This is a genomic window from Pseudomonas reinekei, assembly GCF_001945365.1.
In the GTDB taxonomy this organism is placed as follows: Bacteria; Pseudomonadota; Gammaproteobacteria; order Pseudomonadales; family Pseudomonadaceae; genus Aquipseudomonas; species Aquipseudomonas reinekei.
In genome coordinates, this window is sequence record NZ_MSTQ01000017.1 from 87,360 (window position 1) to 113,317 (window position 25,958).

Annotated in this window: 24 protein-coding genes; 8 read left to right on the top strand and 16 right to left on the bottom strand. The window is 59.9% G+C overall.

The window, feature by feature from the left end; all coding sequences use genetic code 11:
- Positions 1–138: 138 nt before the first annotated feature.
- The 5 genes from BVK86_RS22990 to BVK86_RS23010 all read right to left on the bottom strand — a co-directional run bounded on the left by BVK86_RS22990 (position 139) and on the right by BVK86_RS23010 (position 4,822).
- Positions 139–927, bottom strand: coding sequence for a hypothetical protein (locus BVK86_RS22990; protein WP_075948600.1), 789 nt, complete (start codon positions 925–927; stop codon positions 139–141).
- Positions 928–1,363: 436 nt separating this feature from the next.
- On the bottom strand, positions 1,364–2,119 hold the full coding sequence (tcyN, locus tag BVK86_RS22995; RefSeq protein ID WP_075948601.1) for an L-cystine ABC transporter ATP-binding protein TcyN: 756 nt from the start codon (positions 2,117–2,119) through the stop codon (positions 1,364–1,366).
- 4 nt (positions 2,120–2,123) lie between these two features.
- A complete protein-coding gene (gene tcyL / locus BVK86_RS23000; protein ID WP_075948602.1) occupies positions 2,124–2,789 on the bottom strand; it encodes a cystine ABC transporter permease in 666 nt (221 codons plus the stop codon).
- Positions 2,789–3,583, bottom strand: a complete 795-nt coding sequence (gene tcyJ, locus BVK86_RS23005) for a cystine ABC transporter substrate-binding protein (protein WP_034148458.1) — start codon at positions 3,581–3,583, stop codon at positions 2,789–2,791. Before tcyJ ends, tcyL begins: the two co-directional genes overlap by 1 nt.
- Before the next feature lie 240 nt (positions 3,584–3,823).
- A complete protein-coding gene (locus BVK86_RS23010; RefSeq protein ID WP_075948624.1) occupies positions 3,824–4,822 on the bottom strand; it encodes a D-cysteine desulfhydrase in 999 nt (332 codons plus the stop codon).
- A gap of 205 nt (positions 4,823–5,027) precedes the next feature.
- Here BVK86_RS23010 and epsC point away from each other — a divergent pair, with 205 nt between their 5' ends.
- Together epsC and betT are read left to right on the top strand one after the other, a co-directional pair.
- Complete coding sequence (epsC, locus tag BVK86_RS23015; RefSeq protein WP_075948603.1) at positions 5,028–5,954, top strand: serine O-acetyltransferase EpsC; 927 nt, start codon at positions 5,028–5,030, stop codon at positions 5,952–5,954.
- Positions 5,955–6,325: 371 nt separating this feature from the next.
- A complete protein-coding gene (gene betT, locus BVK86_RS23020) occupies positions 6,326–8,281 on the top strand; it encodes a choline transporter BetT (protein WP_167371517.1) in 1,956 nt (651 codons plus the stop codon).
- 9 nt (positions 8,282–8,290) lie between these two features.
- Here the strand turns inward: betT and BVK86_RS23025 are convergent, their stop codons facing one another.
- Entirely contained in the window at positions 8,291–8,551 is a 261-nt protein-coding gene (locus tag BVK86_RS23025; protein WP_075948605.1) for a hypothetical protein, read from the bottom strand.
- Between the two features lie 228 nt (positions 8,552–8,779).
- Between BVK86_RS23025 and mgrA the strand changes: the two genes are divergently transcribed.
- Positions 8,780–9,817, top strand: a complete 1,038-nt coding sequence (gene mgrA / locus BVK86_RS23030; RefSeq protein ID WP_075948606.1) for an L-glyceraldehyde 3-phosphate reductase — start codon at positions 8,780–8,782, stop codon at positions 9,815–9,817.
- Between the two features lie 128 nt (positions 9,818–9,945).
- Here mgrA and tauD read toward each other — a convergent pair whose 3' ends face one another.
- From tauD to BVK86_RS23065, 7 genes are all read right to left on the bottom strand, one after another.
- Positions 9,946–10,788 carry a taurine dioxygenase gene (gene tauD, locus BVK86_RS23035; RefSeq protein ID WP_075948607.1) on the bottom strand — a complete coding sequence of 281 codons (843 nt, stop codon included), beginning with the start codon at positions 10,786–10,788 and terminating at the stop codon, positions 9,946–9,948.
- A gap of 133 nt (positions 10,789–10,921) precedes the next feature.
- Entirely contained in the window at positions 10,922–11,755 is an 834-nt protein-coding gene (tauC, locus tag BVK86_RS23040) for a taurine ABC transporter permease TauC (RefSeq protein ID WP_075948608.1), read from the bottom strand.
- Entirely contained in the window at positions 11,752–12,546 is a 795-nt protein-coding gene (gene tauB, locus BVK86_RS23045; RefSeq protein WP_075948609.1) for a taurine ABC transporter ATP-binding subunit, read from the bottom strand. The genes tauC and tauB overlap by 4 nt, the downstream gene beginning before the upstream one ends.
- A 16-nt stretch (positions 12,547–12,562) precedes the next feature.
- A complete protein-coding gene (gene tauA / locus BVK86_RS23050) occupies positions 12,563–13,540 on the bottom strand; it encodes a taurine ABC transporter substrate-binding protein (protein WP_075948610.1) in 978 nt (325 codons plus the stop codon).
- 217 nt (positions 13,541–13,757) lie between these two features.
- Entirely contained in the window at positions 13,758–15,341 is a 1,584-nt protein-coding gene (gshA, locus tag BVK86_RS23055; protein ID WP_075948611.1) for a glutamate--cysteine ligase, read from the bottom strand.
- A 266-nt stretch (positions 15,342–15,607) separates the two neighbouring features.
- Complete coding sequence (locus BVK86_RS23060) at positions 15,608–15,991, bottom strand: PaaI family thioesterase (protein ID WP_075948612.1); 384 nt, start codon at positions 15,989–15,991, stop codon at positions 15,608–15,610.
- Complete coding sequence (locus BVK86_RS23065) at positions 15,991–18,315, bottom strand: Tex family protein (RefSeq protein ID WP_075948613.1); 2,325 nt, start codon at positions 18,313–18,315, stop codon at positions 15,991–15,993. Before BVK86_RS23065 ends, BVK86_RS23060 begins: the two co-directional genes overlap by 1 nt.
- A 362-nt stretch (positions 18,316–18,677) precedes the next feature.
- On the opposite strand from BVK86_RS23065, the gene ompR reads away from it, so the two are divergent.
- Positions 18,678–19,418: an osmolarity response regulator transcription factor OmpR gene (gene ompR, locus BVK86_RS23070; protein ID WP_075948614.1), complete on the top strand. Its 741-nt coding sequence runs from the start codon at positions 18,678–18,680 to the stop codon at positions 19,416–19,418.
- A 115-nt stretch (positions 19,419–19,533) separates the two neighbouring features.
- Positions 19,534–20,847, top strand: a complete 1,314-nt coding sequence (locus BVK86_RS23075) for an ATP-binding protein (RefSeq protein ID WP_075948615.1) — start codon at positions 19,534–19,536, stop codon at positions 20,845–20,847.
- A 128-nt stretch (positions 20,848–20,975) separates the two neighbouring features.
- On the opposite strand, the gene rimK is transcribed toward BVK86_RS23075, so the two are convergent.
- Positions 20,976–21,881, bottom strand: a complete 906-nt coding sequence (gene rimK / locus BVK86_RS23080) for a 30S ribosomal protein S6--L-glutamate ligase (RefSeq protein ID WP_053160729.1) — start codon at positions 21,879–21,881, stop codon at positions 20,976–20,978.
- Entirely contained in the window at positions 21,878–22,357 is a 480-nt protein-coding gene (gene rimB, locus BVK86_RS23085) for a retropepsin-like aspartic endopeptidase RimB (RefSeq protein WP_075948616.1), read from the bottom strand. The genes rimK and rimB overlap by 4 nt, the downstream gene beginning before the upstream one ends.
- 215 nt (positions 22,358–22,572) lie before the next feature.
- Between rimB and BVK86_RS23090 the strand changes: the two genes are divergently transcribed.
- From BVK86_RS23090 to BVK86_RS23105, 3 genes are all read left to right on the top strand, one after another.
- Positions 22,573–22,977: an RNA-binding S4 domain-containing protein gene (locus BVK86_RS23090; protein WP_075948617.1), complete on the top strand. Its 405-nt coding sequence runs from the start codon at positions 22,573–22,575 to the stop codon at positions 22,975–22,977.
- Between the two features lie 216 nt (positions 22,978–23,193).
- Positions 23,194–24,096, top strand: a complete 903-nt coding sequence (gene hslO, locus BVK86_RS23095; RefSeq protein ID WP_075948618.1) for an Hsp33 family molecular chaperone HslO — start codon at positions 23,194–23,196, stop codon at positions 24,094–24,096.
- A gap of 180 nt (positions 24,097–24,276) precedes the next feature.
- On the top strand, positions 24,277–25,818 hold the full coding sequence (locus tag BVK86_RS23105; protein WP_075948619.1) for a phosphoenolpyruvate carboxykinase: 1,542 nt from the start codon (positions 24,277–24,279) through the stop codon (positions 25,816–25,818).
- A gap of 44 nt (positions 25,819–25,862) precedes the next feature.
- Here the strand turns inward: BVK86_RS23105 and BVK86_RS29555 are convergent.
- The coding region (locus tag BVK86_RS29555; protein WP_139315762.1) for an integrase core domain-containing protein at positions 25,863–25,958 on the bottom strand (96 nt) is incomplete at its 5' end.

Here is a 25,958-nt window from a genome sequence, read left to right on the forward strand (position 1 = left end):
GCGATCTGCACTGGGGTGATTGTGTTCCGGACCATACCTACCTCACATCTCATGGAAACGCCGCAGTGCGGCGAGCGAAAACAAGAATGTCCGGTGGTCCGGTGCATATACCCTAAGCGTTTATAAATAAGTTATGAACTAACTTTTAGGAATATGAATAGAAGTATGAATACTTCGTTCAGCAGCCTTGAGCACGTTCTTTGGCGTGACGTTGAGGTACGGATTGGCACAACCAATCTTCAGCGTGCGTGCGGGCGCCCACCGTGAGTTGTTGCCGACCCGGTCGAGGATGCAATAAGTCACTTCCAGGCGCAGGTCTTCGCCGGCCTCGACAATGATCGCCGGTGGCACCCAGACCTGGATTGGCTGGCCCACGTCATTCGCCTTGAGTCGTGGCAGGTCCATGCGCACGTCGCCCCAGCGCAGAGTGATTTCGTCGTCGGCCGCCATGTTCAGGTACGGCTCGATGGTCACGGGCACGCCGCGCTTGATCTGGTTGGGATTCACGCCCTGGCGGCGAATCGTTTCGGGGATGCTCACGGGGGCCAGGCACTGGTTTTCATCGCCGCACAAGGCAGAAGGCTCGCCACCCGGACAATCGAGTTTGACTTGCACACGCCTGGCCGCCGAAACCGCCGGCCCCTGGCCGACCTGCATGATCCGGTAATGGACGCGCGATGAGCCATTGACGATGAAGCTCTCCGGCACCCTCAGTTGAACGGATCGCCCAACCTCATCCTTGGTCAGCACCCGAGAGGCGACATAGCAGTTGTCCCAGAACAGTTCGATCAGATCGCCATCGTCCATTGCGGGGTAGGGCGGCACGTCGATCAGCAGGTGCGCGGCGGAGGTGATGTTGATGTCGCTCTTGTGAGATTGCGCCAGGGTCGGCGCTGCGAGTTCGGGGTGGTTCGAAGTGCTTTTCATGGAGTCTCCTTGAAGGTGTTGCGGCGAAGTCCGTTTCTGAAAAATAAAGGCGTGAAAGATGATTAATTATTCTGGCTTTAATCATCGCGGGTGCGGTTTGAAGACTAGATAAGAGTTCGATTGAATCAGTGTCAATAGCGATTGTTAGTTGGGTGAGGAATATGGCGTTATTCAGAAAAATCCTACGCATTGAAGTTAAGAAACGCTATTGGTGCGTAGATTTTGCTTATGAATACGGGGTGTGTCGGCCTTGGATGCGCTGGACGTGGGAATAGGCGGGGGATGGTCGATTGGCCGTGAAAGTTTGTTGGAAACGTATAGATATTTATCGCCAGCTCGGACAAATGATTAATTATGATATTCGGGGTTGTTATAGGTGAGCGGGGGAGGGTGTATAACTTCCATCCGTGGAAGTTAACCGTTTTGCGAAGGAGTATTAGTTGTGCGAGTTGTTAAGGAACTTGCTGAGGAACTGTTTCGTACGTTCTTCTTTCGGGTTGGCAAACAACGCCTTCGCTTCGCCTTGTTCGACGATCACGCCCTTGTCGAAAAACACCACGCGATTGGCCACGTCACGGGCGAAAGCCATTTCGTGGGTCACGATGACCATGGTGCGATTCTCTTCGGCCAGGCCGCGGATCGTCGCCAGCACTTCACCCACCAGCTCCGGGTCGAGTGCAGAGGTCGGTTCGTCGAACAGGATCACTTCCGGTTCCATCGCCAGCGCCCGGGCAATCGCCACGCGCTGTTGCTGGCCGCCCGAAAGACGGCGCGGGTACGCATCTTCCTTGCCTGCAAGGCCGACCTTGGCCAACAGCTTTTTACCCAGGGCAACGGCGTCGGCGTGGGGGATCTTCTTGACGATGATCGGGCCTTCGATAACGTTTTCCAGGGCGGTGCGATGGGGGAACAGGTTGAAGTTCTGGAACACGAAACCCACGTGCTGGCGCAAGTTGCGCACCAGGCTTTGTTGCTGGTTCAACGGGCGGCTGGTATCAATCTCGATATTGCCGACCTTGATCCGGCCACTGGTGGGCGTTTCCAGGAAATTCAGGCAACGCAGGAACGTGGTCTTGCCCGAGCCGCTAGGCCCGATGATCGCCACGACCTCACCTTCCTTCACTTGCAGATCGATGCCGTTGAGCACGACTTGACCCTTGAACTGCTTTGTCAGTTTTTCCACGACAATCATGGGGTCAGGACTCCTGGTCGTGCCGATTGACCCGCTCTTCCAACTTGTTCTGCAGGTGCGAAAGCACCGTGGCCAGAATCCAGTAGATCAGTGCGGCGGCAAGGTACATGGTGAAAACTTCGAAGGTACGGGCGGTAATCAGTTGTGCCTGACGGAACAGCTCCGGCACCTGGATGGTGGCCGCCAGCGCGGTGTCCTTGACCAGCGAAATGAAGCTGTTGCCCAGCGGTGGCAATGCGGTGCGCATTGCCTGCGGCAGGATGGCCCGGCGCAGGGTCTGCGCGCGGGTCATGCCGATGCTGGCAGCCGCTTCCCATTGGCCGCGTTCGATCGAACTGATCGCGGCACGCAGGATTTCACAGGCGTAAGCGGCCATGTTCAGCGAGAAGCCGATCATGGCCGCCGGAATTGGATCGAGTTCCATGCCCAATTGCGGCAAGCCGTAATAGATCACGAACAGTTGCACCAGCAACGGCGTGCCGCGAAAGAACGACACGTAGATGCGGGCGATCCAGCTCACCAGCTTGAAGCGCGACAAGCGCATCAGTGCCAGGCCGAAGCCCAGCACAAGGCCGAAGAACATCCCGCCGAGGCTCAAGATGACCGTGTAGTACGCGCCCTTGAGCAGAAAGGGCGCAGAATCCAGTGCGAGTTGGAAAGCTTCTTCCATTATTGAGTGACGTCAGCGCTGAAGTATTTTTCCGAAAGCTTTTTCAGCGTACCGTCGGCACGCAGCTTGTCGATGGCCTTGTTCACCGCAGCCAGCAGTTCCGGCTCGCCTTTGCGCAGGGCAATACCGGCTTCCTGGCGGGAGAACGCTGCGCCGGCGGCAACGGTGTCGGTTGCCTTCTTGGCGTATTCCAGTGCGGCGAGGCGGTCGATCAGAATGGCGTCGATGCGGCCTACACGCAGATCCTGGAACTTGGTCGGATCATCGTCATAGGTCTTGATGATGGCTTTGGGCTGATTGTCCTTGAGCCATTGCTCGTAGTTGGTGCCCAGGCCAACACCGACTTTCTTGCCGGCCAGGTCGTCAGCGGACTTGATGCTGCCTTCGTTCTTTTTCAGGACCAGCGCCTGAATACCGGAGACGGTGTAGGGCTCGGAGAAGTCGTACTTCTTCTTGCGCTCTTCAGAGATGGTCACCTGGTTGATTACCGCGTCCAGACGCTTGGATTCGAGCGCTGCGAGGATGCCGTCCCATTTGGTCGGTTGCAGTTTGACCTTCACGCCCAGCTCTTTGGCCAGGGCTTCGGAGAACTCGACTTCGAAGCCAGCCAGTTTGCCGTCGGCGTCGACGAAACTGAACGGTGGGTAGGTGCCTTCCAGGCCGACGTTGATCACGCCTTTGTCCTTGATTTGTTGCAGTTGCTCACCGGCCACTGCCTGGCCGATCAGGCCGGCGCTCAGTGCCAGGCCCAGCGAGCCCACCAGCAGATTTCGACGTAGTGCGGAAAAATTCATGACAAGCCCCTGTGTTTTCTTATGGAAGACGCTTAAGGAAAGTTGGCAAATTCGGGAATTGGACGACAGCGATATCCTGCCCTAAAGCAGCGTATGCGTCTCGCTGCAAATTCGCCTGCGGCGTGACTATATGATGGCGTTATTAGATTAGAAAATAATAAATTCTATTTTTATTATTCTCTAAATGAATATGAGTTTTCACCAGTCTGTGGCGAGCGAGCTTGCTCCCTCGCCACAGGGTCAGTCAGTCAGAAAAGCTTTATAAGCAAACAACGCCGGCGCCCCACCGGTGTGCAGGAAGATGATCGGCCCCTCGTCGAATCGCTGACGCCCGATGCCATCAAGTAATCCCGCCATGGCCTTGCCAGTGTAGACCGGGTCCAGCAACAGCCCTTCCTGGCTCGCCAGCAATTTGACTGCCGCCAGCGTCCCGGCATTCGGCTCGCCATAGCGCGGCCCGAAATACTCATCCCACAACTCAACCTTGAAACTGTCCGGCAGGCTCACACCCAACAGTTCTGCCGTGCGTTCGGCCAACCCTTGCACTTTTGGCCGCTGATCTTCATCGCTGCGCGAAACAGTCACGCCAATGACGGGCAATTGCGGCAGTGCTTCACTCAAGGCCAGTGCCAGACCGCTGTGGGTCCCGGCGCTGCCCGAGGCCAGGACGACGGCGGCGAAATCCAGGCCGGTGTCCTTGATCTGCTCGGCCAGTTCCAGGCCTGCACGCACGTAGCCCAGCGCACCCAACGCATTGGAGCCACCGATAGGCACCACATACGGCTTTTTGCCGTTGTTGCGCAGGCGCGCGGCCACTGCCTGCAATTGCTCGTCGGCGTTATCGAGGTTTTCAACCCGCTCGACTTTGGTGTCGAACAGGTCCAGCAGCAGCCGATTGCCGTTGCCGAGATAGTTACCATCGTCGGTACCCAGAGGATTCTCCAGCAGGGCGACACAGCCGAGACCCAGCCTGGCGGCAATCGCAGCGGTCTGGCGCACATGGTTCGACTGCAGCGCACCCGCGGTAATCAGGGTATCCGCGCCCTGGGCCAAGGCATCCGCTGCGAGAAATTCAAGTTTGCGCAGCTTGTTGCCGCCCATCGCCAGTGGCGTCAGGTCATCGCGTTTGACGTACACATCACGCCCCAGCCAGGTCGACAGGCGTTCGAGTTTTTCCAGGGCGGTGGGCTGACCGAGCAGGTCGAGGCGGTTGAAGCGGGCAAGCTGTTGCTTGATCAACTCTTGATTGGACATGGTTCCGTACTGGCGGTGAATGATGTCAGGACTATAGGCACGCCCATTTCACGGGGCAACCGCCATTCGCTTATAGCTGATAGTGCTTGAGACAGCACAATTGGTTCTTAATTTGGCCACAGGCCCTTGCCGTAAAGTAATCGCCGTTGACGCGGCCAGACCGTCCGGCCGCCCGTGAGGAGTTTTTACCGTGAGTGAGCGTTCCAGCCATTGGCAATTGCAGACCATCGTCAGCCAGCTGCGCACGGCCCGTGATCAGTGGCGAGCACAGAACGGCCGCGTCAGCGGCGAGCAGGGCGGTCGCGAATTGCCGTCCCGGGCGGCCATGGCGGACATTCTCGAAGCCTTGTGTGGTGCGCTGTTTCCGATGCGTCTGGGGCCGGTGGACCTGCGGGAAGAGAGTGAAGACTTCTACGTCGGCCACACCCTTGATGTGGCGCTCAATGCATTGCTGGCGCAGGCACGGCTCGAACTGCGTTACGCCGCGCGTCACAGTGCCCAGGCCGAGGCTGAGGTGGAAGCCAGGACCATTCAGATCATTCAGGAATTCGCCCTGGCCTTGCCCGGACTGCGCAGCCTGCTGGACACCGACGTGTTGGCGGCCTATCACGGTGACCCGGCGGCGCGCAGTGTCGATGAAGTGCTGCTGTGCTACCCGGGGATTCTGGCGGTGATTCACCATCGTCTGGCCCACCATTTGTATCGCGCCGGCCTGCCACTGCTGGCAAGGATCAGCGCAGAAATCGCTCACTCGGCCACCGGTATCGACATTCACCCGGGTGCGCAGATCGGTCGCAGTTTCTTCATTGACCACGGAACCGGCGTGGTGATCGGCGAGACCGCCATCATCGGCGAGCGTGTGCGGATTTATCAGGCGGTGACATTGGGCGCCAAGCGTTTCCCCGCAGACGAAGACGGCCAATTGCAGAAGGGTCAGGCGCGGCATCCGATCGTCGAGGATGACGTGGTGATTTACGCCGGGGCGACAATTCTGGGGCGGATCACCATCGGCAAGGGCTCGACCATTGGCGGGAATGTCTGGCTGACCCGCAGCGTGCCGGCGGGCAGTAACCTGACCCAGGCTAATTTGCAGCTCGATGATGGGGCGCAGAAGTAAGGCCGCAGTCCTCCGCTGACGGATCTACCGTCATCGCGAGCAGGCTCGCTCCCACAGAGTTTCCCGTCGATCACAACCTTTGTGTTCAACCCGATCCACTGCAGGAGCGAGCCTGCTCGCGATGCTTTTAAATCCCTGCGTATTCCCTCCTTGAGCTAGCGTAAAAGCACGACCGTCCGACCCTGCGATTAGTCCTTAGCACCCTATTCATGTTTAAATTGAACGTTCATTCAAGTTAAACCGGTGGTTCGCTGCCCGCTCACAACAGGAGGCTTGCCTTTGCTGAGTCCGATTTCTACAGCCACGTTTTTCCTCTGCGAGGTGCACCGTTCATGAGTGCATCGTCCCTTCCTCCAAGCGGCCTGGTCCGCATGAACCCGCCGGTGTTTTACTTTGCGGCGAGCTTTATTCTGTTGTTCGGTGTCGTGGTCATTGCCATGCCCGAGCAGGCCGGTGCCTGGTTGCTGGCCGCGCAAAACTGGGCAGCCAACACGGTCGGCTGGTACTACATGCTGGCGATGACCCTGTATCTGGTCTTCGTGGTGGTCACCGCGTTATCGGGCTACGGCAAGATCAAACTCGGTGCCGACCACGACGAGCCCGAATTCAGTTACCTGTCCTGGGCGGGCATGCTGTTCGCCGCCGGGATCAGCATCACGCTGTTCTTCTTCTGCGTGTCCGAACCGTTGACCCACATGCTGCAGCCGCCCCAAGGCGAGGCAGGTACCGCGGACGCCGCGCGCCAGGCCATGCAGATCCTGTTTCTGCATTGGGGCCTGCATGGCTGGGGCGTATTCGCCTTTGTCGGCATGGCGCTCGCTTACTTCGCTTACCGGCATAACCTGCCACTGGCGTTGCGCTCGGCGCTGTATCCGTTGATCGGCAAACGCATCAACGGGCCGATCGGCTACGCGGTGGATGGCTTCGGCATCATCGCCACGGTGTTCGGCCTCGGTGCCGACATGGGCTTTGGCGTGCTGCACCTTAATTCCGGCCTCGACTACTTGTTCGGCATCGCCCACACGCAATGGATTCAGGTCGGCCTGATCACGCTGATGATGGGCGCGGCGATCATCGTCGCGGTGTCCGGCGTCGATAAAGGCGTGCGCGTGATGTCCGACATCAACATGTTGCTGGCCTGCGCGCTGCTGCTGTTCGTGTTGTTCGCCGGCCCTACGCAGCATTTGCTCAACACGCTGATCCAGAACGTCGGTGACTACCTCGGCGCCTTGCCGATGAAGAGTTTCGACCTCTACGCCTACGACAAACCCAGCGACTGGCTGGGTGGCTGGACGGTGTTTTACTGGGCCTGGTGGATCGCATGGTCGCCGTTCGTGGGTCTGTTCATCGCGCGGATTTCCCGTGGCCGGACCATCCGCGAGTTCGTCTTCGGCGTGCTGTTGATTCCACTGGGTTTCACCCTGGCGTGGATGTCGATTTTCGGTAACAGCGCCATCGACCAGGTGCTCAACCACGGCATGAGCGCGCTCGGCATGTCGGCCATCGACAACCCATCGATGACCCTCTATCTGCTGCTGGAAACCTACCCGTGGAGCAAAACCGTCATTGCGGTCACGGTGTTCATCAGCTTCGTGTTCTTCGTCACTTCCGCCGACTCGGGCACCGTGGTGCTGTCGACCCTGTCCGCCAAGGGCGGCAACCCGGATGAAGACGGGCCAAAGTGGCTGCGGGTGTTCTGGGGGGCGATGACTGCGCTGGTGACCAGTGCGCTGCTGTTTTCCGGCAGCATCGATGCGTTGAAGTCGGCGGTGGTGCTGACCTCATTGCCGTTCTCGCTGATTTTGCTGCTGATGATGTGGGGGCTGCACAAGGCGTTTTATCTGGAGTCGCAGAAGCAGATTGCGCAGCTGCACTCGCTGGCACCGGTGTCCGGCTCACGGCGTGGTGGCTGGCGTCAGCGCTTGAGTCAGGCGGTGCACTTCCCGTCGCGGGACGAGGTGTATCGCTTTCTCGATACGACGGTGCGTCCGGCGATTGAAGAGGTCTCGGCGGTATTCATCGAGAAGGGCCTCAAGGTGATCACGCATCCCGAGCCGGTCAACGACAGCGTCAGCCTGGAAATCGGTCACGGTGATGAACACCCGTTTATCTATCAGGTGCAAATGCGCGGCTACTTCACGCCGTCGTTTGCCCGGGGTGGCATGGGCTCCAAGGAGCTCAACAATCGTCGCTATTACCGTGCCGAAGTGTATTTGAGCGAGGGCAGTCAGAACTACGATCTGGTGGGTTACACCAAGGAGCAGATCATCAACGACATCCTCGATCAGTACGAACGGCACATGCAGTTCCTGCACCTGGTGCGTTGATCGGGGATTTCATGTCTCGCGGATCAGCACCATGAACAACACCAGCGCCGCCACCGGGATACCGAACACGGCGCTGCCCACCACCAGTTCAGTACCCAACGGCTGGCCGGCATGCACGATGCCGACCGCGCCGTTGATCAAGGTCAGCGCCAGCCACAGCACGATAAAGCTGTAGGCGAGGATCTGACGGCTGAAGCCGATCTTCTCGCCGATGTAGAGCATCAGCGCCAGGAGGATCAGGCCGAAGGTGATGATGATCGTGGTGTGCATGGTGGATTTCCTCCAGTGGGTGCTGCTTTTGAGGCGTTCAACATGCCTCCATAGCAGCTTAAACCGGCGGTAGTATTGCGCGAGTTGTCGGCATAGGGTTTTTCGAAAGAAGTGTGAAACGTTTCAGCAATTGGTCGAATCCGGGGTTTTTTGGCGTTTGTCTGGGCGTATGCTGGGCGACTGGCAAAGCAGTCGATACCAGATTCAAGACAGACAAGAGAGGATTCGATGACTTACACCGCTGCCGAAAACCGCTATGACGCCATTCCTTACCGCCGCGTAGGCCGCAGCGGTCTGGTGCTGCCGGCGCTGTCCCTGGGCCTGTGGCACAACTTTGGCGACAGCACGCCGATCGACACCCAGCGCGCGTTGCTGCGCACCGCATTCGACCAGGGCATCAACCACTTCGACCTGGCCAACAACTATGGCCCGCCGTATGGCAGCGCCGAGATCAATTTCGGTCGTTTGCTGCGAGAGGATTTCAAGCAGTACCGCGACGAACTGATCATCTCCAGCAAGGCCGGTTGGGACATGTGGCCAGGCCCTTATGGCCAGGGCGGCGGCTCACGCAAATACGTGCTGGCCAGCCTCGACCAGAGCCTGCAACGCCTGGGCCTGGATTACGTCGACATTTTCTACTCGCACCGCTTCGACCCGGACACGCCGCTGGAAGAAACTGCCAGCGCATTGGCCACGGCAGTGCAGCAGGGCAAGGCGTTGTACATCGGTATCTCTTCGTACTCCGGCGTGAAAACCCGCGAAATGGCGGCGCTGCTCAAAGAGTGGAAAGTCCCGTTGTTGATCCACCAACCGGCCTACAACCTGCTCAATCGTTGGGTGGAAAAGGACCTGCTCGATACCACTGACGAACTCGGCACCGGCGTCATTGCCTTCACGCCACTGGCCCAAGGGTTGCTCACCGACAAATACCTCAACGGCGTGCCGGCGGATGCGCGGGTCAACCGTCCAGGCGGTGGTTCGTTACAGGCTTCGCATCTGTCCGAAGCCAATATCGCCCACGTGCGTGCGCTCAATGAGATCGCCAAACGTCGCGGTCAGAGCCTGGCGCAACTGGCGCTGGCCTGGACCCTGCGCGACCCGCGCGTGACTTCGGCGCTGATCGGTGCGAGCCGGCCGGAGCAGATTATCGAGAACGTCGGAGCGTTGAAGAATCTGCGTTTCAGCGCAGAGGAACTGGCGGAGATTGACCGGTTTGCCCAAGAGGGCGGGATCAATCTTTGGGAGAAGCCTTCGACGGCGGAGTAAGAGTTCGGCGCTGGATTACCCGGCGTCTGTTACATGGCTATCGCTAGCAGGCTAGCTCCCACATTGGAATGCATTCCTCCTGTGGGAGCTAGCCTGCTAGCGATGGGGCCAGAAATGGAAACAAAAAATCAGCGAAAAAACGGCACATCCCCTAGCACCGTCGCCCGCTGCATCACCCGCCGGGCCGGCCGGTAATCATCTACCGCGTAATGTTGTGTCACGCGGTTGTCCCAGAACGCGATGTCATCCTTCTGCCAGCGCCAGCGAATGGTGAATTCCGGCCGGGTGGCGTGGGCAAACAGGAACTTCAAAATCGCCTCGCTTTCGGTTTCCGACAGTTCGTTGATCTTCGACGTGAAACCTTCATTGACGAACAACGAACGGCGCCCGCTCACCGGATGCGTGCGGATTACCGGGTGCGACAGCGGTGGATTCTTGCGTCGTGCTTCCTCCCACTGGGCCAGCGCTTCGGGCGTGTTGCCGTAGCGTTCCAGCGGGAATGAACGGGTGAAGTCGTGGGTGGCGGTCAGCCCTTCGAGCAAGGCTTTCACTGGCGCCGACAAGGCTTCGTACGCTGCAATGCCGCTGGCCCACAGGGTGTCGCCGCCGAACTCCGGCAGTAGCTTGGCGCTAAGCACCGCGCCCATCGCCGGGGTGGGCAGGAAGGTCACGTCGGTGTGCCAGATCGCGTTGTCGCGCACGTCGGTGACAGCGGTGTCGAGGATCAGCACTTCCGGTTGTTCCGGTACGTTCGGGTAGATCGGGTGAATGTGCAGATCACCGAAATTGGCCGCGAAGCGCGCTTGCTGCTGTGGCGTGATCGGTTGGTCGCGGAAGAACAGCACCTGATGCTTGAGCAACGCTTGCTCGATGGCGTCGCGCTGTTCCAGGTTCAGCGGCTGGCTGATGTCGACGCCGCTGATCTGGGCGCCGAGGGCTGAGCTGAGGGGGACGATGGTCAGGTTGCTCATGGTGATTTCTTCAATCCGAGGTGTGCTTTTTGTGGGAGCGAGACTGCTCGCGATTGTAGTGAGACAGGCAATACAACGTTGACTGATGGACCGCTATCGCGAGCAGGCTCGCTCCCACAGGTTTGTTCACTCATCAATGAGCCTGGCCGTGCCACGGCACCAGTTTGCGCTGCAGTTTGCGCAAGCCCATCTCCATGGCAAAGGCGATCAGCGCGATCACCAGAATTCCCAGGACCACCACATCGGTGACCAGGAACTGCGCGGCCGATTGCACCATGAAACCCAGGCCGCTGGTGGCGGCGATCAGCTCGGCGGCGACCAAAGTCGACCAACCAACGCCGAGGCCAATACGCACGCCAGTCAAAATGTCCGGCAGGGCACTCGGCAGAATTACATGGCGAATCAACTGCGCACGGGTCGCGCCCAGAGACTGCGCAGCGCGCAATTTCGCCGGGTCGACCGTGCGCACACCGGTAGCGGTGGCGATGGCAATCGGGGCGAAAATCGCCAGGTAGATCAGCAGCACTTTCGACAGCTCGCCTATGCCGCACCAGATCACGATCAGCGGCAGATAGGCCAGCGGTGGAATCGGGCGGTAGAACTCGATCAGCGGATCGAGAATGCCGCGAGCGATGCGGTTGTGGCCAATGGCGATGCCGACCGGAACAGCTGTCAGCACCGCGAAGCCGAGGCCCAGGCCGATGCGGCTGAGACTCGCGCCCAAGTGCTGCCACAGGGTCGAATCCATGTAGCCGCTGGTCGCCAGCAGCCAGCCTTTTTGCAGCACGGCGGAGGGTGGCGGCAGGAACAACGGTTCGATCATTCCAGTGGCGGTGACAGCCCACCAAATGGCAACGAGCGCGATCAGTGTCAGCACGCTGATCCAGCGCGTGCTCAAACGGCGGCGTACGGGAATGACCGTGGAGCTTGCCTTTACCGCTGCGGCGGGAATTTCGTAGCTGCTCATGCGTGCTCCTGCCGTGGCGCGGCGCTGCGTTGGGAGAACACTTTGGCGAGGACGTGTTCGCGGGTTTCGATAAAGCGTGGGTCGGACTTGATCGAACGTGCCGACTCACCGGCGGCGTAGCGCTGACCGAAATCCAGGCTCAGACGTTCGACGATTTGCCCAGGATTCGGCGCCAGCAGAATCAGATCCGTGGCGAGGAATACCGCTTCTTCAATGTCGTGGGTAATCAGGAACACCGGCTTGGCCGTGCGCCGCCAGACTTGCAGCAACAGCTCTTGCATCTGCTCGCGGGTGAAGGCGTCGAGGGCGCCGAAGGGTTCGTCCATCAGCAACACGCGAGGATCGGCAGCCAGCGCGCGGGCTAGCCCGACGCGCTGCTTCTGCCCACCGGACAGTTGCCAGATGTGGCGGTTTTCAAAACCGGAAAGATCTACCAGTGCGAGCATCTCCCGGGCGCGGATTTCGCGTTTGTCTCGAGCGATGCCAGCCAGTTCCAGGCCGAAGCCGACGTTGGCCAGCACGTCCTGCCAGGGCAGCAGGGCGTCGTCCTGGAACACCACGCCGCGTTCGGCACTGGGGCCTTTGACCGGCACGCCGTCGAGGGTGATGCGCCCGGCGCTGGGTTCGACGAAACCGGCAATCAGGTTCAACAGCGAAGTCTTGCCACTGCCGGACGGGCCGAGGGCAACCAGCAATTGCTGGGGCCCCAGGGTCAGGGAAATATCCACCAGCACAGGTTCTGCTGCGCCGGGGTACTGTGCGCTGATGCGCTCCAGCTGTAGCAAGGCCATCGCGGTTAACTCCCGATCAGTTGGTGATGAACTTGGCGCTGACGTAAGGGGCGTAGTCCGGCAGCACGGCTTCGACCTTGCCTTGTTCCTTGAGGAATACGGCGGTGTCGGTGATGGCTTTGGTGGTCGGTGCGCCGAGGCTGGTTAACTGGTCAGCCGCCAGTGGATAAACATTGCCTTGCAGCAGCAGCGGAATATCGCTGGCCTTGGCGCCAGACAGTTTTACAAGCTTGTCGACGTTGCCTTGATTGGCCAGCCAGGCCTTCGGGTCTTTGCGGTAATCGGCGTAGGCATCCAGGGTCACTTTGGCGAACGCGGTGACGATGTCTGGGTGCTTCTCGGCGAAGTCTTTGCGCACGATCCAGGCATCGAAGGTCGGCGCACCGAACTTGGCCAGTTCACCGGAGGTGATCAGCACTTTACCGTTTTCCTTGGCCACGCCGAGGGCCGGGTCCCAAACGTATGTGGCGTCGATATCCCCGCGCTTCCACGCAGCAATGATCGCTGGTGGTGCGAGGTTGAGGACGGTGACTTTCGACGGGTCGATGTTCCAGTGCTTCAGCGCCGCGAGCAGGCTGTAGTGGCCGGTGGAAACGAATGGCACGGCGATTTTCTTGCCGATCAGGTCTTGTGGGGTCTTGATCCCGGAACCGTCACGGGCCACCAGCGCTTCGGCGGCGCCGATCTGGGTGGCGATGAGGAAGGTTTCCACCGGCACTTTGCGGGTAATGGCCGCCGTCAGGGGGCTGGAGCCGAGGTAGCCGATCTGTACGTCGCCGGAGGCGATGGCGGCGATGATGTCGGCACCGTTATCGAATTTGCGCCAGCTGATGTCGGCCTTGGTGGCTTTTTCATAGGCGCCGTCGGCCTGGGCGACTTTCGCCGGGTCAACGGTGGTCTGGTAGGCGACAGTCACGTCAGCTGCCTGGGCAAAGAAGCTCGCTGCCGCCAGAGAGGCGGCCGCCAGCAGGCGAAGAGGGAAATGCAGTTTCATCGGGAAGCTCCTTGTCAGGCGGACGAGAGTCGGCGTGAAAGGAGACTAAATGATCTAAGAATCCTAAAATAAATAACTTTTTAGAATGAGCATATGAGCGGAAAATTCTAAGCTCGACCGTAGCGCGGCCTTCCCGAGCAGGCTCGCTCCCACAGGGACTGCGCAAATCCTGTGGGAGCGAGTCTGCTCGCGAAGAGGTCCGCAGGACCTTCAGAGGTTAGTTGCTGATCGCCAGGATGCTTGCCTGATACGACCCGACAAACACATCGAAATCACCGACTTCGTTCTGTTCCAGCTCAGCCTGTTCAGCCAGCGACGAACGCGCCCGCTCTTCGAACTTTGCCTGTTCCTCAACCGGCAACGGCTCGCTACGGAAAAACTCGGCATGGGCCTGGCTCTGGCGCAGGGAGAACTGAGCGAAGCTTTCCTTGTGCTCGGCCATGGCCGCCAGCACCTGGGCCGATGGCGTCAGCGACGGGTCCTGAACCTTGGCCAGCTGTGCATCCAGCGCCTTGCTGTGAGCATCGCCGCCATGGCTCTGATCCAGCAACGCCGCCAGTGGCGCGATGTTTTCCAGCAATTGGCTTGCCCACTCTTTCAAGTCGACCGGCTGCCCGTCGCGCTGCAGTTGCAGGCCAGGACGGCGACCTTCCTTGACCACACTGAGGAAGTTCGACGTGGCGTTACCGCAGCTGGTGTTGGTCAGCAATGGGCTGTCGTTCAGCGCGCAGAACAGCAGGAAGGCGTCGAGGAAACGCGATTCGGTGAGGTCGATACCCATCGGCAGGAACGGGTTGATGTCCAGGCAACGCACTTCGACGTACTGAATGCCCCGGGCCATCAATGCCTGAATTGGCCGCTCACCGGAGTAGGTCACGCGTTTCGGGCGGATGTTGGAGTAGTACTCGTTTTCGATCTGCAGGATGTTGGTGTTGAGCTGCACCCACTCACCATCCTTGTGCGTGCCGACTTCGACGTAGGGCGCATACGGCGTGGCGACCGCTTTGCGCAGGCTGTCGGTGTAGCTGGTCAGATCGTTGTAGCACGGCGTCAGGCCGGCCTGGGCGTTGCTCTGGTAACCCAGGTCACTCATGCGCAGGCTGGTGGCGTAGGGCAGATACAGGGTGTCCGGATCCAGCTGTTCCAGCTGATGCGAACGACCGCGCAGGAAACCGGCATCCAGCGCTGGCGATGCACCGAACAGGTACATCAACAGCCAGCTGTAGCGGCGGAAGTTACGGATCAGTGCGATGTAGGACGACGACTGGAAATCGCGGTCAGTGCCGACAAAACCTTCGGCTTCCTTGAGCAGCGGCCAGAGCTTTTCCGGCAGGGAAAAGTTGTAATGAATCCCGGCGATGCACTGCATGGTCTTGCCGTAACGCAGGGCCAGGCCCTTGCGGTACACGTACTTGAGCTGCCCGATGTTGGAGGTGCCGTAATAGGCGATCGGGATGTCTTCCTCGGCCGGCAGCGGGCACGGCATCGATGGGCTCCACAGGTACTCGTTGCCGAGCTTGCTGTAGGCAAAGCGGTGAATGCTGTCCAGGCTCGCCAGCGTATCGGCAGGGTCGGGCAGGGCCGGAGTGATGAACTCCAGCAGCGACTCGGAATAGTCGGTGGTGATTTGTTCATTGGTCAGCGCGGAACCCAATTCTTCCGGGTGCGGCGTTTGCGCCAGCCGACCTTCGCTGGTCACGCGCAGGCATTCACGTTCGATGCCGTGAAGGCACTGTTCGAGCAGAGAGAGGTTAGCGCGCTCGCCGAGCAGGGCCAGGCGGCGGTTGAAAAGTTCGCTCAAGTTGGATTCCTTCACGCGTCAGTCGCCCCAATATGGGGGTGGGCAAGACGGTCTACAAGGGTGAAGTTGAAACTAGCGTTTTCGCCTGGTTTTATGCCGTACTGAATCGGTCAATCACGGACTGCAGTAACCCCCTGTGGGAGCGAGCCTGCTCGCGAAGAGAGTAGATCAGTCAGCATGGTCGCCGACTGACCCACCGCCTTCGCGAGCAGGCTTGCTCCCACAGAGGGCTATTGCTGAAATTAACTCAAATCGATGACATCTAGCTACAGGACAGCGAACGTGCCTTGTGCTTTTGCGACCAATTTGTCGCCTTGCACTACGTCGGCCTCGACCACCAGCGTGCGCCGGCCCGGGTGAATCACCCGCGCCGTGCACATCACCTCGCCGTCAGCGACGGCGCGGATGTAGTTGATCTTGCACTCGATGGTCGCGCTCTGCTGGTCAAAGCCGTGGGTACTGGAGCAGGCCAGCCCCATGGCAATGTCCACCAGACTGAACAAGGCCCCGCCGTGCAGCTTGCCAGCGCGATTGCGCAGCGCCGGTTCCAGCACCAGGGCGACTTGCGCCACCCCGGTTTCCAGGCTGTGCAGGCGACAGCCCAGCAGTTTGAAAAAAGCGCTTTCGGTATACCCGGCAGGGACCTCCATCAACGTTTCTTCAACTGCTTGGCGTTGGCGAAGAGCGAAGCCATGGCGTTGTTGGCCGGAGCCGCCGCCGTGGTTTCCTTGCGCGGTGCGGTGTTCTGGGATTGGCGCGGTGCCGACCCCGGACGCGCGCCGCGAGCACCGTCGATTTTCTCGCCCGGGGTGTCGCTCATGCGCATCGACAGGCCCACGCGTTTACGCGGAATGTCGACTTCCATGACCTTCACCTTCACCACGTCACCGGCCTTCACCGCTTCCCGTGGATCCTTGATGAATTTCTCGGAAAGCGCAGAGATGTGCACCAAACCGTCCTGATGCACGCCGATGTCGACGAACGCGCCGAAGTTGGTCACGTTGGTCACCACGCCTTCGAGGATCATGCCCAGTTGCAGGTCCTTGAGGTCCTCGACACCTTCCTGGAACTCGGCGGTCTTGAACTCGGGACGCGGGTCGCGACCCGGTTTTTCCAGCTCTTGCAGGATGTCGGTCACGGTCGGCAAACCGAAGGTTTCGTCGGTGTACTTCTTCGGGTCGAGGCGCTTGAGGAACGCGGCATCGCCAATCAGCGAGCGAATGTCACGGTCGGTTTCAGCGGCGATGCGTTGCACCAGCGGATAGGCTTCCGGGTGCACTGCGGACGAATCCAGTGGATTGTCACCGTTCATGACGCGCAAGAAACCAGCCGCTTGCTCAAAGGTTTTCTCGCCCAGACGTGCGACTTTCTTCAGCGCCGCGCGGGTTTTGAACGCGCCGTGTTCGTCGCGGTGGCTGACGATGTTTTGTGCCAGGGTCGCGTTGAGGCCGGAGATCCGTGCCAGTAGCGCCACGGAGGCGGTGTTCACGTCGACGCCGACGGCGTTCACGCAGTCTTCGACCACCGCATCCAGGCCCCGCGCCAGTTTCAGCTGCGACACGTCGTGCTGGTACTGGCCGACGCCGATGGATTTAGGATCGATCTTCACCAGCTCCGCCAGCGGATCTTGCAGGCGGCGCGCAATCGACACCGCACCACGGATCGACACGTCGAGGTCCGGGAACTCCTTGGAGGCCAGTTCCGACGCCGAGTAAACCGATGCTCCAGCCTCCGAGACCATGACTTTGGTCATCTTCATGGCTGGGTATTTTTTGATCAGCTCGGCGGCGAGCTTGTCGGTCTCGCGACTGGCGGTGCCGTTGCCGATGGCGATCAGGTCCACCGAGTGCTTGGCGCACAGGGCGGCGAGGATCGCGATGGTCTGGTCCCACTTGTTGTGCGGCACGTGCGGGTAAACCGTGGCGTGATCCAGCAGTTTGCCGGTGGAGTCGACCACCGCAACCTTACAGCCGGTGCGCAGGCCCGGGTCGAGGCCCAGGGTCGCGCGCGGGCCGGCCGGGGCCGACAGCAGCAGGTCGTGCAGGTTGTGGGCGAACACGTTGATCGCTTCGGTTTCCGCGCCATCGCGCAGCTCACCCAGCAAATCAGTCTCCAGGTGGGTGTAGAGCTTGACCTTCCAGGTCCAGCGCACCACTTCGCCCAGCCATTTGTCGGCGGCGCGGTTCTGGTTCTGGATGCCGACGTGCTGGCCGATCATGCCTTCGCACGGGTGCATGGTCCCCGGCAATTCGTCGCCGACTTTCAGCGCAGAGCTGAGAATGCCTTCGTTACGGCCACGGAAAATCGCCAGCGCACGGTGCGACGGCATGCTTTTCAGCGGTTCGTCATGTTCAAAGTAATCGCGGAATTTGGCGCCTTCCTCTTCCTTGCCGGCGATCACGCGGGCGCTGAGGGTGGCTTCCTGTTTCAGGTAGCTGCGCAGCTTGTCGAGCAGACCGGCGTCTTCAGCGAAACGCTCCATCAGGATGTACTTGGCGCCTTCGAGGGCAGCCTTGACATCGGCCACGCCTTTTTCCGCGTCGATGAAGCGGGCGGCTTCGGTTTCCGGGCTCAGGGTCGGGTCGTTGAACAGACCGTCAGCCAACTCGCCGAGGCCGGCTTCCAGGGCGATCTGGCCCTTGGTGCGGCGCTTCTGCTTGTACGGCAAGTACAAGTCTTCGAGGCGGGTCTTGGTGTCGGCGAGTTTGATATCACGCTCGAGCTGCGGGGTCAGTTTGCCTTGCTCCTGGATGCTGGCCAGGATGCTGATGCGCCGTTCGTCGAGTTCTCGCAGGTAGCGCAGACGCTCTTCCAGGTGACGCAACTGGGTGTCATCGAGGCTGCCGGTCACTTCTTTCCGGTAACGGGCGATGAAGGGAACGGTAGAGCCCTCATCGAGTAGCGCGACGGCCGCTTCGACCTGTTGTGGGCGTACACCGAGTTCCTCGGCGATGCGGCTGTTGATGCTGTCCATAAAACCACCTGACAAATTGTGAAAGCAGGCTCGCAGGCGCAGAGTTAGGGCCCTGGCGAGTCTGGTTGAGCGGCCTGACCTGCGCCGCTGCCTGGATCAAAAGGTATCCCGTTGACCCGTGAAATCGAACAATGACTGCCGGCACCCTGAAATAAAAACGGTGCACGACTGTAGTAGCTGTCTGATGTTGCCTGACACAAAAGGCCGCGCATTATAACCAGCGTTCCGGCATTCGGGGGCATCGCGGGCAGTGGCTTCGGTGGCCGGTTTTCTGGCGATAAAGGAAAAATCTGCTAACAATGCACACGGTGCGTATAACGGCAGCTACGCCATAATGCGCGCCGAGATCAAAGGAGCATCTAATGAGCAGCACTGCAAACATTGCTGAAGGTGAAAAAATTCTTATTGTTGATGACGATCCGGGCCTCAGCAGCCTGCTGGAGCGTTTCTTCGTCAGCAAGGGCTACCGCGCCCGCGCCGTGCCGAACACCGAGCAAATGGATCGCCTGCTGGCACGCGAAGTGTTCAACCTGGTCGTCCTCGACCTGATGCTGCCCGGCGAAGACGGTCTGACCGCCTGCCGCCGCCTGCGTGGCGCGAACAACCAGATCCCCATCATCATGCTGACCGCCAAGGGCGATGAGCTGAGCCGCATCAAGGGCCTGGAACTGGGTGCCGACGACTATCTGGCCAAGCCATTCAACCCCGATGAGCTGATGGCCCGTGTCAAAGCTGTTCTGCGTCGTCAGTCGGCTCCGGTGCCGGGCGCGCCGGGCAGCGAAGACGAAAGCGTGACTTTCGGTGATTACGAACTGTCCCTGGCCACCCGCGAACTCAAGCGCGGCGAAGAAGTGCACATGCTCACCACCGGTGAGTTCGCGGTGCTCAAGGCCCTGGTGATGAACGCCCGTCAGCCGCTGACCCGCGACAAGCTGATGAACCTGGCCCGTGGCCGCGAGTGGGATGCCCTGGAGCGCTCCATTGATGTGCAGATCTCCCGTCTGCGCCGGATGATCGAACCCGATCCGTCCAAGCCGCGTTACATCCAGACTGTCTGGGGCGTGGGTTACGTGTTCGTTCCGGATGGCGCCGCCAGCAAGTGATCGGCGATTTGTAGGAGCGGGTCGTGCGGGTGGCAGGTCAATCAGCCTTGCCCGCAGACTCGCGATCCGCAATATGCGAGCATCGCTCGCTCCTGCAAGTATGTAACGGTTATCCATGAAAACCCCGGTTTGGTTCCCCCAGAGTTTCTTCTCCCGCACCCTTTGGCTGGTGCTCATCGTCGTCCTGTTCTCCAAGGCACTGACCCTGGTTTACCTGTTGATGAACGAAGACGTGCTGGTGGACCGCCAGTACAGTCACGGCGTCGCCCTGACGCTGCGCGCCTATTGGGCCGCCGATGAAAACAATCGTGACAAGATCGCCGAGGCCGCGACCCTGATCCGGGTGGTGGGTGCTGGCGTACCTGAAGGCGAACAGCACTGGCCCTATAGCGAAATCTATCAGCGGCAGATGCAGGCCGAGTTGGGCGCCGACACCGAAGTCCGGTTGCGCATGCATTCACCGCCGGCGCTGTGGGTCCGGGCGCCGAGCCTGGGCGATGGCTGGTTGAAAGTGCCGTTGTATCCGCACCCGTTGCGCGGTCAGAAAATCTGGAACGTACTGGGCTGGTTTCTTGCCATTGGCTTGCTGTCCACCGCCTCGGCGTGGATTTTTGTCAGCCAGCTCAACCAACCGCTCAAACGTCTGGTCTACGCGGCACGGCAACTCGGCCAGGGTCGCAGTGTGCGCCTGCCGATCAGCGATACGCCGAGTGAAATGACCGAGGTTTATCGCGCCTTCAACCAGATGGCTGAAGACGTCGAGCAGGCCGGTCGCGAGCGCGAACTGATGCTGGCCGGGGTTTCCCACGACCTGCGCACGCCCCTGACCCGTTTGCGCCTGTCTTTGGAGTTGATGGGCGATCGCAACGACCTCACGGACGATATGGTCCGCGACATCGAGGACATGGATGCGATTCTCGACCAGTTCCTGGCGTTCATTCGTGATGGTCGGGACGAGTCGGTGGAAGAAGTGGACTTGAGTGATCTGGTTCGCGAAGTGGCCGCACCGTACAACCAGAACGAAGAGAAAGTGCGCCTGCGCCTGGAACCGATCCAGCCGTTTCCGTTGCGTCGGGTGTCGATGAAGCGCTTGCTGAACAACCTGATCGGCAATGCGCTGCACCACGCCGGCAATGGCGTGGAAGTGGCGGCATACGTGTCTGGGGATGTGAACGCACCGTACGTGGTGCTGAGCGTCATGGATCGCGGTGCAGGGATCGATCCGTCGGAGCTGGAAGCGATCTTCAACCCGTTCACCCGTGGTGATCGTGCCCGGGGTGGCAAGGGCACCGGATTGGGCCTGGCGATCGTGAAGCGGATTGCTTCGATGCACGGCGGCAACGTTGAGCTGCGCAACCGTCCGGGCGGTGGCCTGGAGGCGCGGGTGCGCTTGCCGCTGGGGCTGATGTTGCCGAGGGATGCGGTTTAACCGCTGACTGTTTCGGTGGGGCTGATGGCCCCATCGCGAGCAGGCTCGCTCCCACATTGGAATGCAATCCCCTGTGGGAGCGAGCCTGCTCGCGATGGCGGCATCCCTGCCGCCACAAGGCTCAAAATTTAACCCTTGCCTTTGGTCCGGGTCATATTCGGCCCGCCATTCTTCTCCAGATGCTCAATGATGATCCCTGCCACATTCTTGCCAGTGGTGGTCTCGATCCCTTCCAGCCCTGGCGACGAGTTCACTTCCATCACCAGCGGCCCGTGATTGGAGCGCAGGATATCCACACCCGCCACCGAGAGCCCCATGACCTTGGCCGCACGCAATGCGGTCATACGTTCTTCCGGGGTGATCTTGATCAGGCTGGCGCTACCACCGCGATGCAGGTTGGAGCGGAACTCGCCGGGCTTGGCCTGGCGCTTCATGGCCGCAATCACCTTGTCGCCCACCACGAAGCAACGAATGTCGGCACCGCCAGCCTCCTTGATGTACTCCTGAACCATGATGTTCTGCTTGAGGCCCATGAATGCCTCGATCACCGACTCTGCGGCCGTGGCGGTTTCACACAACACCACGCCGATGCCCTGGGTGCCTTCCAGCACCTTGATCACCAGTGGTGCGCCGTTGACCATTTCGATCAGGTCGGGAATGTCATCCGGTGAGTGGGCAAAACCGGTGACCGGCAAACCAATGCCCCGGCGTGACAGCAATTGCAGCGAACGCAGTTTGTCCCGTGAGCGGGCGATGGCCACCGATTCGTTGAGCGGAAACACCCCCATCATTTCGAACTGACGCAACACCGCGCAGCCATAAAAAGTAACGGAGGCGCCGATCCGCGGTATCACCGCATCGAATCCCTCCAGCGGCTTGCCGCGGTAGTGGATCTGCGGCTTGTGGCTGGCAATGTTCATGTAGGCGCGCAGGGTATCGACCACCACCATTTCATGGCCGCGTTCGGTACCGGCTTCGACCAGGCGGCGGGTGGAATACAGACGCGGGTTCCGCGACAGCACAGCGATCTTCATGCAACACCTGTGGAGGAGGTAGATACCGGGAACACCGGCTTGTCTTGTACATACTTGATGCCCGGATTGACCACCAGTTGGCCATCGATCAGGGCTTTGGAACCGAGTAACAGGCGATAACGCATGGACTTGCGGCAGGCGAGGGTGAACTCGACCCGCCAGACCCGATCACCGAGGGCCAGGGTGGTACTGATCACGTATCGCACCTGCGCGTGACCGTTGGAGCTTTTAATGGTTTTTCTTGTCACCAGCGGTGCCTCGCAGCGACGGTGACGCAGTTGCACCACCGTGCCCAGGTGCGCCGTGAAGCGCACCCACTGGCTGCCATCGCGCTCGAAAGTCTCGATGTCGGTGGCATGCAGGCTTGAGGTACTGGCACCGGTGTCGATTTTTGCCCGAAGGCCGGCCACTCCCAGATCCGGGAGCGCCACCCACTCGCGCAGACCGACAACGGTCAAATGGTCAAATGTCTTCAAAATGGCTCAACCGGTAGAAACCACGGAGGCCGCAGGCGGCCGAATTCGCGGTATTCACGCAGAATAATGGTTAAAAGGCGACAGATATCTACGGCCCGGATTTCCAGCCCCGCAAGGAGGTTATGGAATGTCAGCATTGTAATCCGGGACGGAGTAATTCTTGGTACGACAGAACGGTAGTACAGTTCACCAATATTTCAGAATGAGGAAATCCCATGGCACAAAAAAGCGATGAGGACGACAAAGTCCGCCTCGATAAATGGTTGTGGGCTGCGCGGTTTTACAAAACCCGTGCCTTGGCCAAGGCGGCGATTGAAAGCGGCAAGGTGCATTGCCGGGGCGAGCGCTGCAAGCCTGGCAAAGAGCCGCGCATTGGCGATGAATTCGTGATCCGCGCCGGTTTTGAGGAGCGCACGGTGGTGGTTCGGGCGCTGTCGATCGTGCGCCGTGGTGCGCCGGAAGCGCAGACGCTGTACGCCGAAACCGAAGCCAGCCTCGCCAAGCGCGAAAACGCCGCCGCCGAGCGCAAGGCGGGCGCCCTGGGTGTGAGCACTGATGGCAAGCCGAGCAAGAAACAGCGGCGTGATCTGTTCAAGTTTCGTGGCAGCAGCATCGAATGATTGACCCGTCCGCCGATCGTTCCAAACCGGCGAAGACTTGTAATTGCGCCTTTGCGTAGCCATATGAGGTAATTCGCCTGCCGTGCATGTGCCATTCGTCGTAAAGCGCACACAGTCGCCGGCCTGTAAGCCATAACCAGACAGCACGACCCGATGGCCAAGGCGTAACCTCGAATTCTGTAACCACTTTTGTCACCACTTCAGATACCCAGACTTATGACCGACCTACCGGATAACGACTTCACCCAACGCTTCATCTTTGATGACAGCGACACCCGTGGCGAGATGGTTTCGCTGGAGCTCAGCTACGCTGAGGTCTTGGCCAAACACGCCTATCCGGAGCCGGTTGCGCAGCTGCTCGGCGAACTGATGGCGGCTGCGGCGTTGCTGGTCGGCACCTTGAAGTTCGACGGTTTGCTGATCCTTCAGGCCCGCTCCGAAGGCCCGATCCCGTTGCTGATGATCGAATGCTCCAGCGAGCGCGACATTCGTGGCCTGGCCCGTTACGAGGCCGACCGCATTGCCCCCGACGCCACCCTGGCCGACCTGATGCCCGACGGTTCGCTGACGTTGACCATCGACCCGAAACAAGGCCAGCGCTACCAGGGCGTGGTCGATCTGGACGGCGAAACGCTGTCCGACTGTTTCACCAACTACTTCGTCATGTCGCAGCAGATCGGCACGCGCATCAAGCTCTGCGCCGATGGCCGTCGCGCCCGTGGCCTGTTGCTGCAGCAACTGCCCGCCGATCGCCTGAAAGACGAAGAAGAACGCGCCGCCAGCTGGCAGCACCTGACCGCATTGAGCGGGACGTTGACCGCCGATGAACTGCTGAGCCTGGACAACGAAACCGTGCTCCATCGCCTCTACCACGAAGAGCAGGTGCGTCTGTTCGACGTGCAGAAACTGCGTTTCCGTTGCAGCTGCTCACGCGAACGTTCGGCCAATGCGCTGGTCAGTCTGGGCATGGAAGATGCGCAAAACCTGGTGGTCGAGCACGGTGGAAACATCGAGATCGACTGTCAGTTTTGCAATCAGCAGTACCTGTTCGACGCCGCCGATGTCACTCAATTGTTCGCCGGCGCGGGTGTCGAGACACCGTCAGATACCCGTCACTAAAACGGTTCAGCGCAGGTAAATTCACTGGTTTGTGCCGGAATAACGCCGTTACGACAGGAGGGGCCTACTCTTTTTGGGCTTTTCTGGCATAATCCGGCCCACTTTTTTCGCGGTAGTAGTGCACGACTTTCTACTACAAAAACGTTTGGAGCACTCGGCCAATGGCCGACGGGGAACCTCATGACGCAAGCCAATAACGCCGTGTACACCGATCTGAGTGTTGATGATCTGGTTAAAGAAGCCCTCAACCGCGGTGAAGGCGAGCTTGCCGATACCGGCGCACTGGTTGTTCGTACCGGTCACCGTACCGGCCGTTCGCCAGTCGATCGTTTCATCGTTGACGAGCCGTCCACCACCGGCGCCATCGCCTGGGGCCCGATCAACCGCAAGTTCCCGGCCGACAAGTTCGATGCCCTGTGGAACCGTGTTGAGGCGTTCAACAACGCGCAAGAGCATTTCGTTTCCCACGTGCATGTAGGTGCGGCCGAAGATCACTACCTGGCCGTGAAGATGACCACCCAGACTGCCTGGCAGAATCTGTTCGGTCGTTGCCTGTTCATCAACCCGGCCCAGTACAACCCGGCTGGCCGTGAAGAGTGGCAAGTGCTCAACGTCGCCAACTTCGAATGCGTGCCTGAGCGTGACGGCACCAACTCCGACGGTTGCGTGATCCTCAACTTCGCACAGAAAAAAGTGCTGATCGCCGGCATGCGTTACGCCGGTGAAATGAAGAAAGCCATGTTCTCGGTGCAGAACTTCCTGCTGCCGGCTGCTGACGTGCTGCCAATGCACTGTGCTGCCAACATCGGCGAAGAAGGCGACGTGACCCTGTTCTTCGGTCTGTCCGGCACCGGTAAAACCACTCTGTCGGCCGACGAAAGCCGTTACCTGATCGGTGACGACGAGCACGGCTGGGGCGAAGGCGTTGTCTTCAACATCGAAGGCGGTTGCTATGCCAAGTGCATCGACCTGTCCGAGAAGAACGAGCCGGTCATCTGGAAAGCCATCAAGCACGGCGCAGTCCTGGAAAACGTTGTCATCGATGACGCCAAGCACGCCGACTACGCTGATGTCAGCCTGACCCAGAACAGCCGGGCCGCTTACCCGCTGGAGCACGTTGCCAAGCGTTCCGAGAAGAACCTCGGTGGCGAGCCTAACGCTGTCATCTTCCTGACCTGCGACCTGACTGGCGTGCTGCCGCCAGTGTCGATCCTCAACGAAGAACAAGCGGCCTACCACTTCCTGTCCGGCTACACCGCTCTGGTGGGTTCGACTGAAATGGGTTCGGGCAGCGGCATCAAGTCGACCTTCTCCACTTGCTTCGGCGCACCGTTCTTCCCGCGTCCGGCTGGTGAATACGCGGAGCTGCTGATCAAGCGTATCCGCGGCTTCGGCTCCAAGGTCTACCTGGTCAACACCGGCTGGACCGGCGGTGGCTACGGCGTCGGCAAGCGCTTCAACATCCCGACCACCCGTGCGGTGATCGCAGCGATCCAGAGCGGCGCATTGATCGGCACCGAGACCGAGCACCTGGACACCATCAACCTCGACGTGCCACTGGCCGTACCGGGCGTTGAGACTGGCCTGCTGAACCCACGCAACACCTGGGCTGATAAAGCCGCCTACGACGAAGCCGCCAAAGCACTGGCCGGCCTGTTCATCGAGAACTTCAAGAAGTTCGAAGTGAGCGACGCGATCAAGGCTGCGGGTCCCAAGTTGTAAGTGTTGGTTTGATTGTCTAGTCCTGAAATAGGTTTACACCTGTTTCACCCTAACGCCCGATGCACCGCATCGGGCGTTTTGTATTTTAAAGAGAGGTGCGGCCGCTCTTGGTTGTAGATCGTGACGGCCTCTCGCACCAT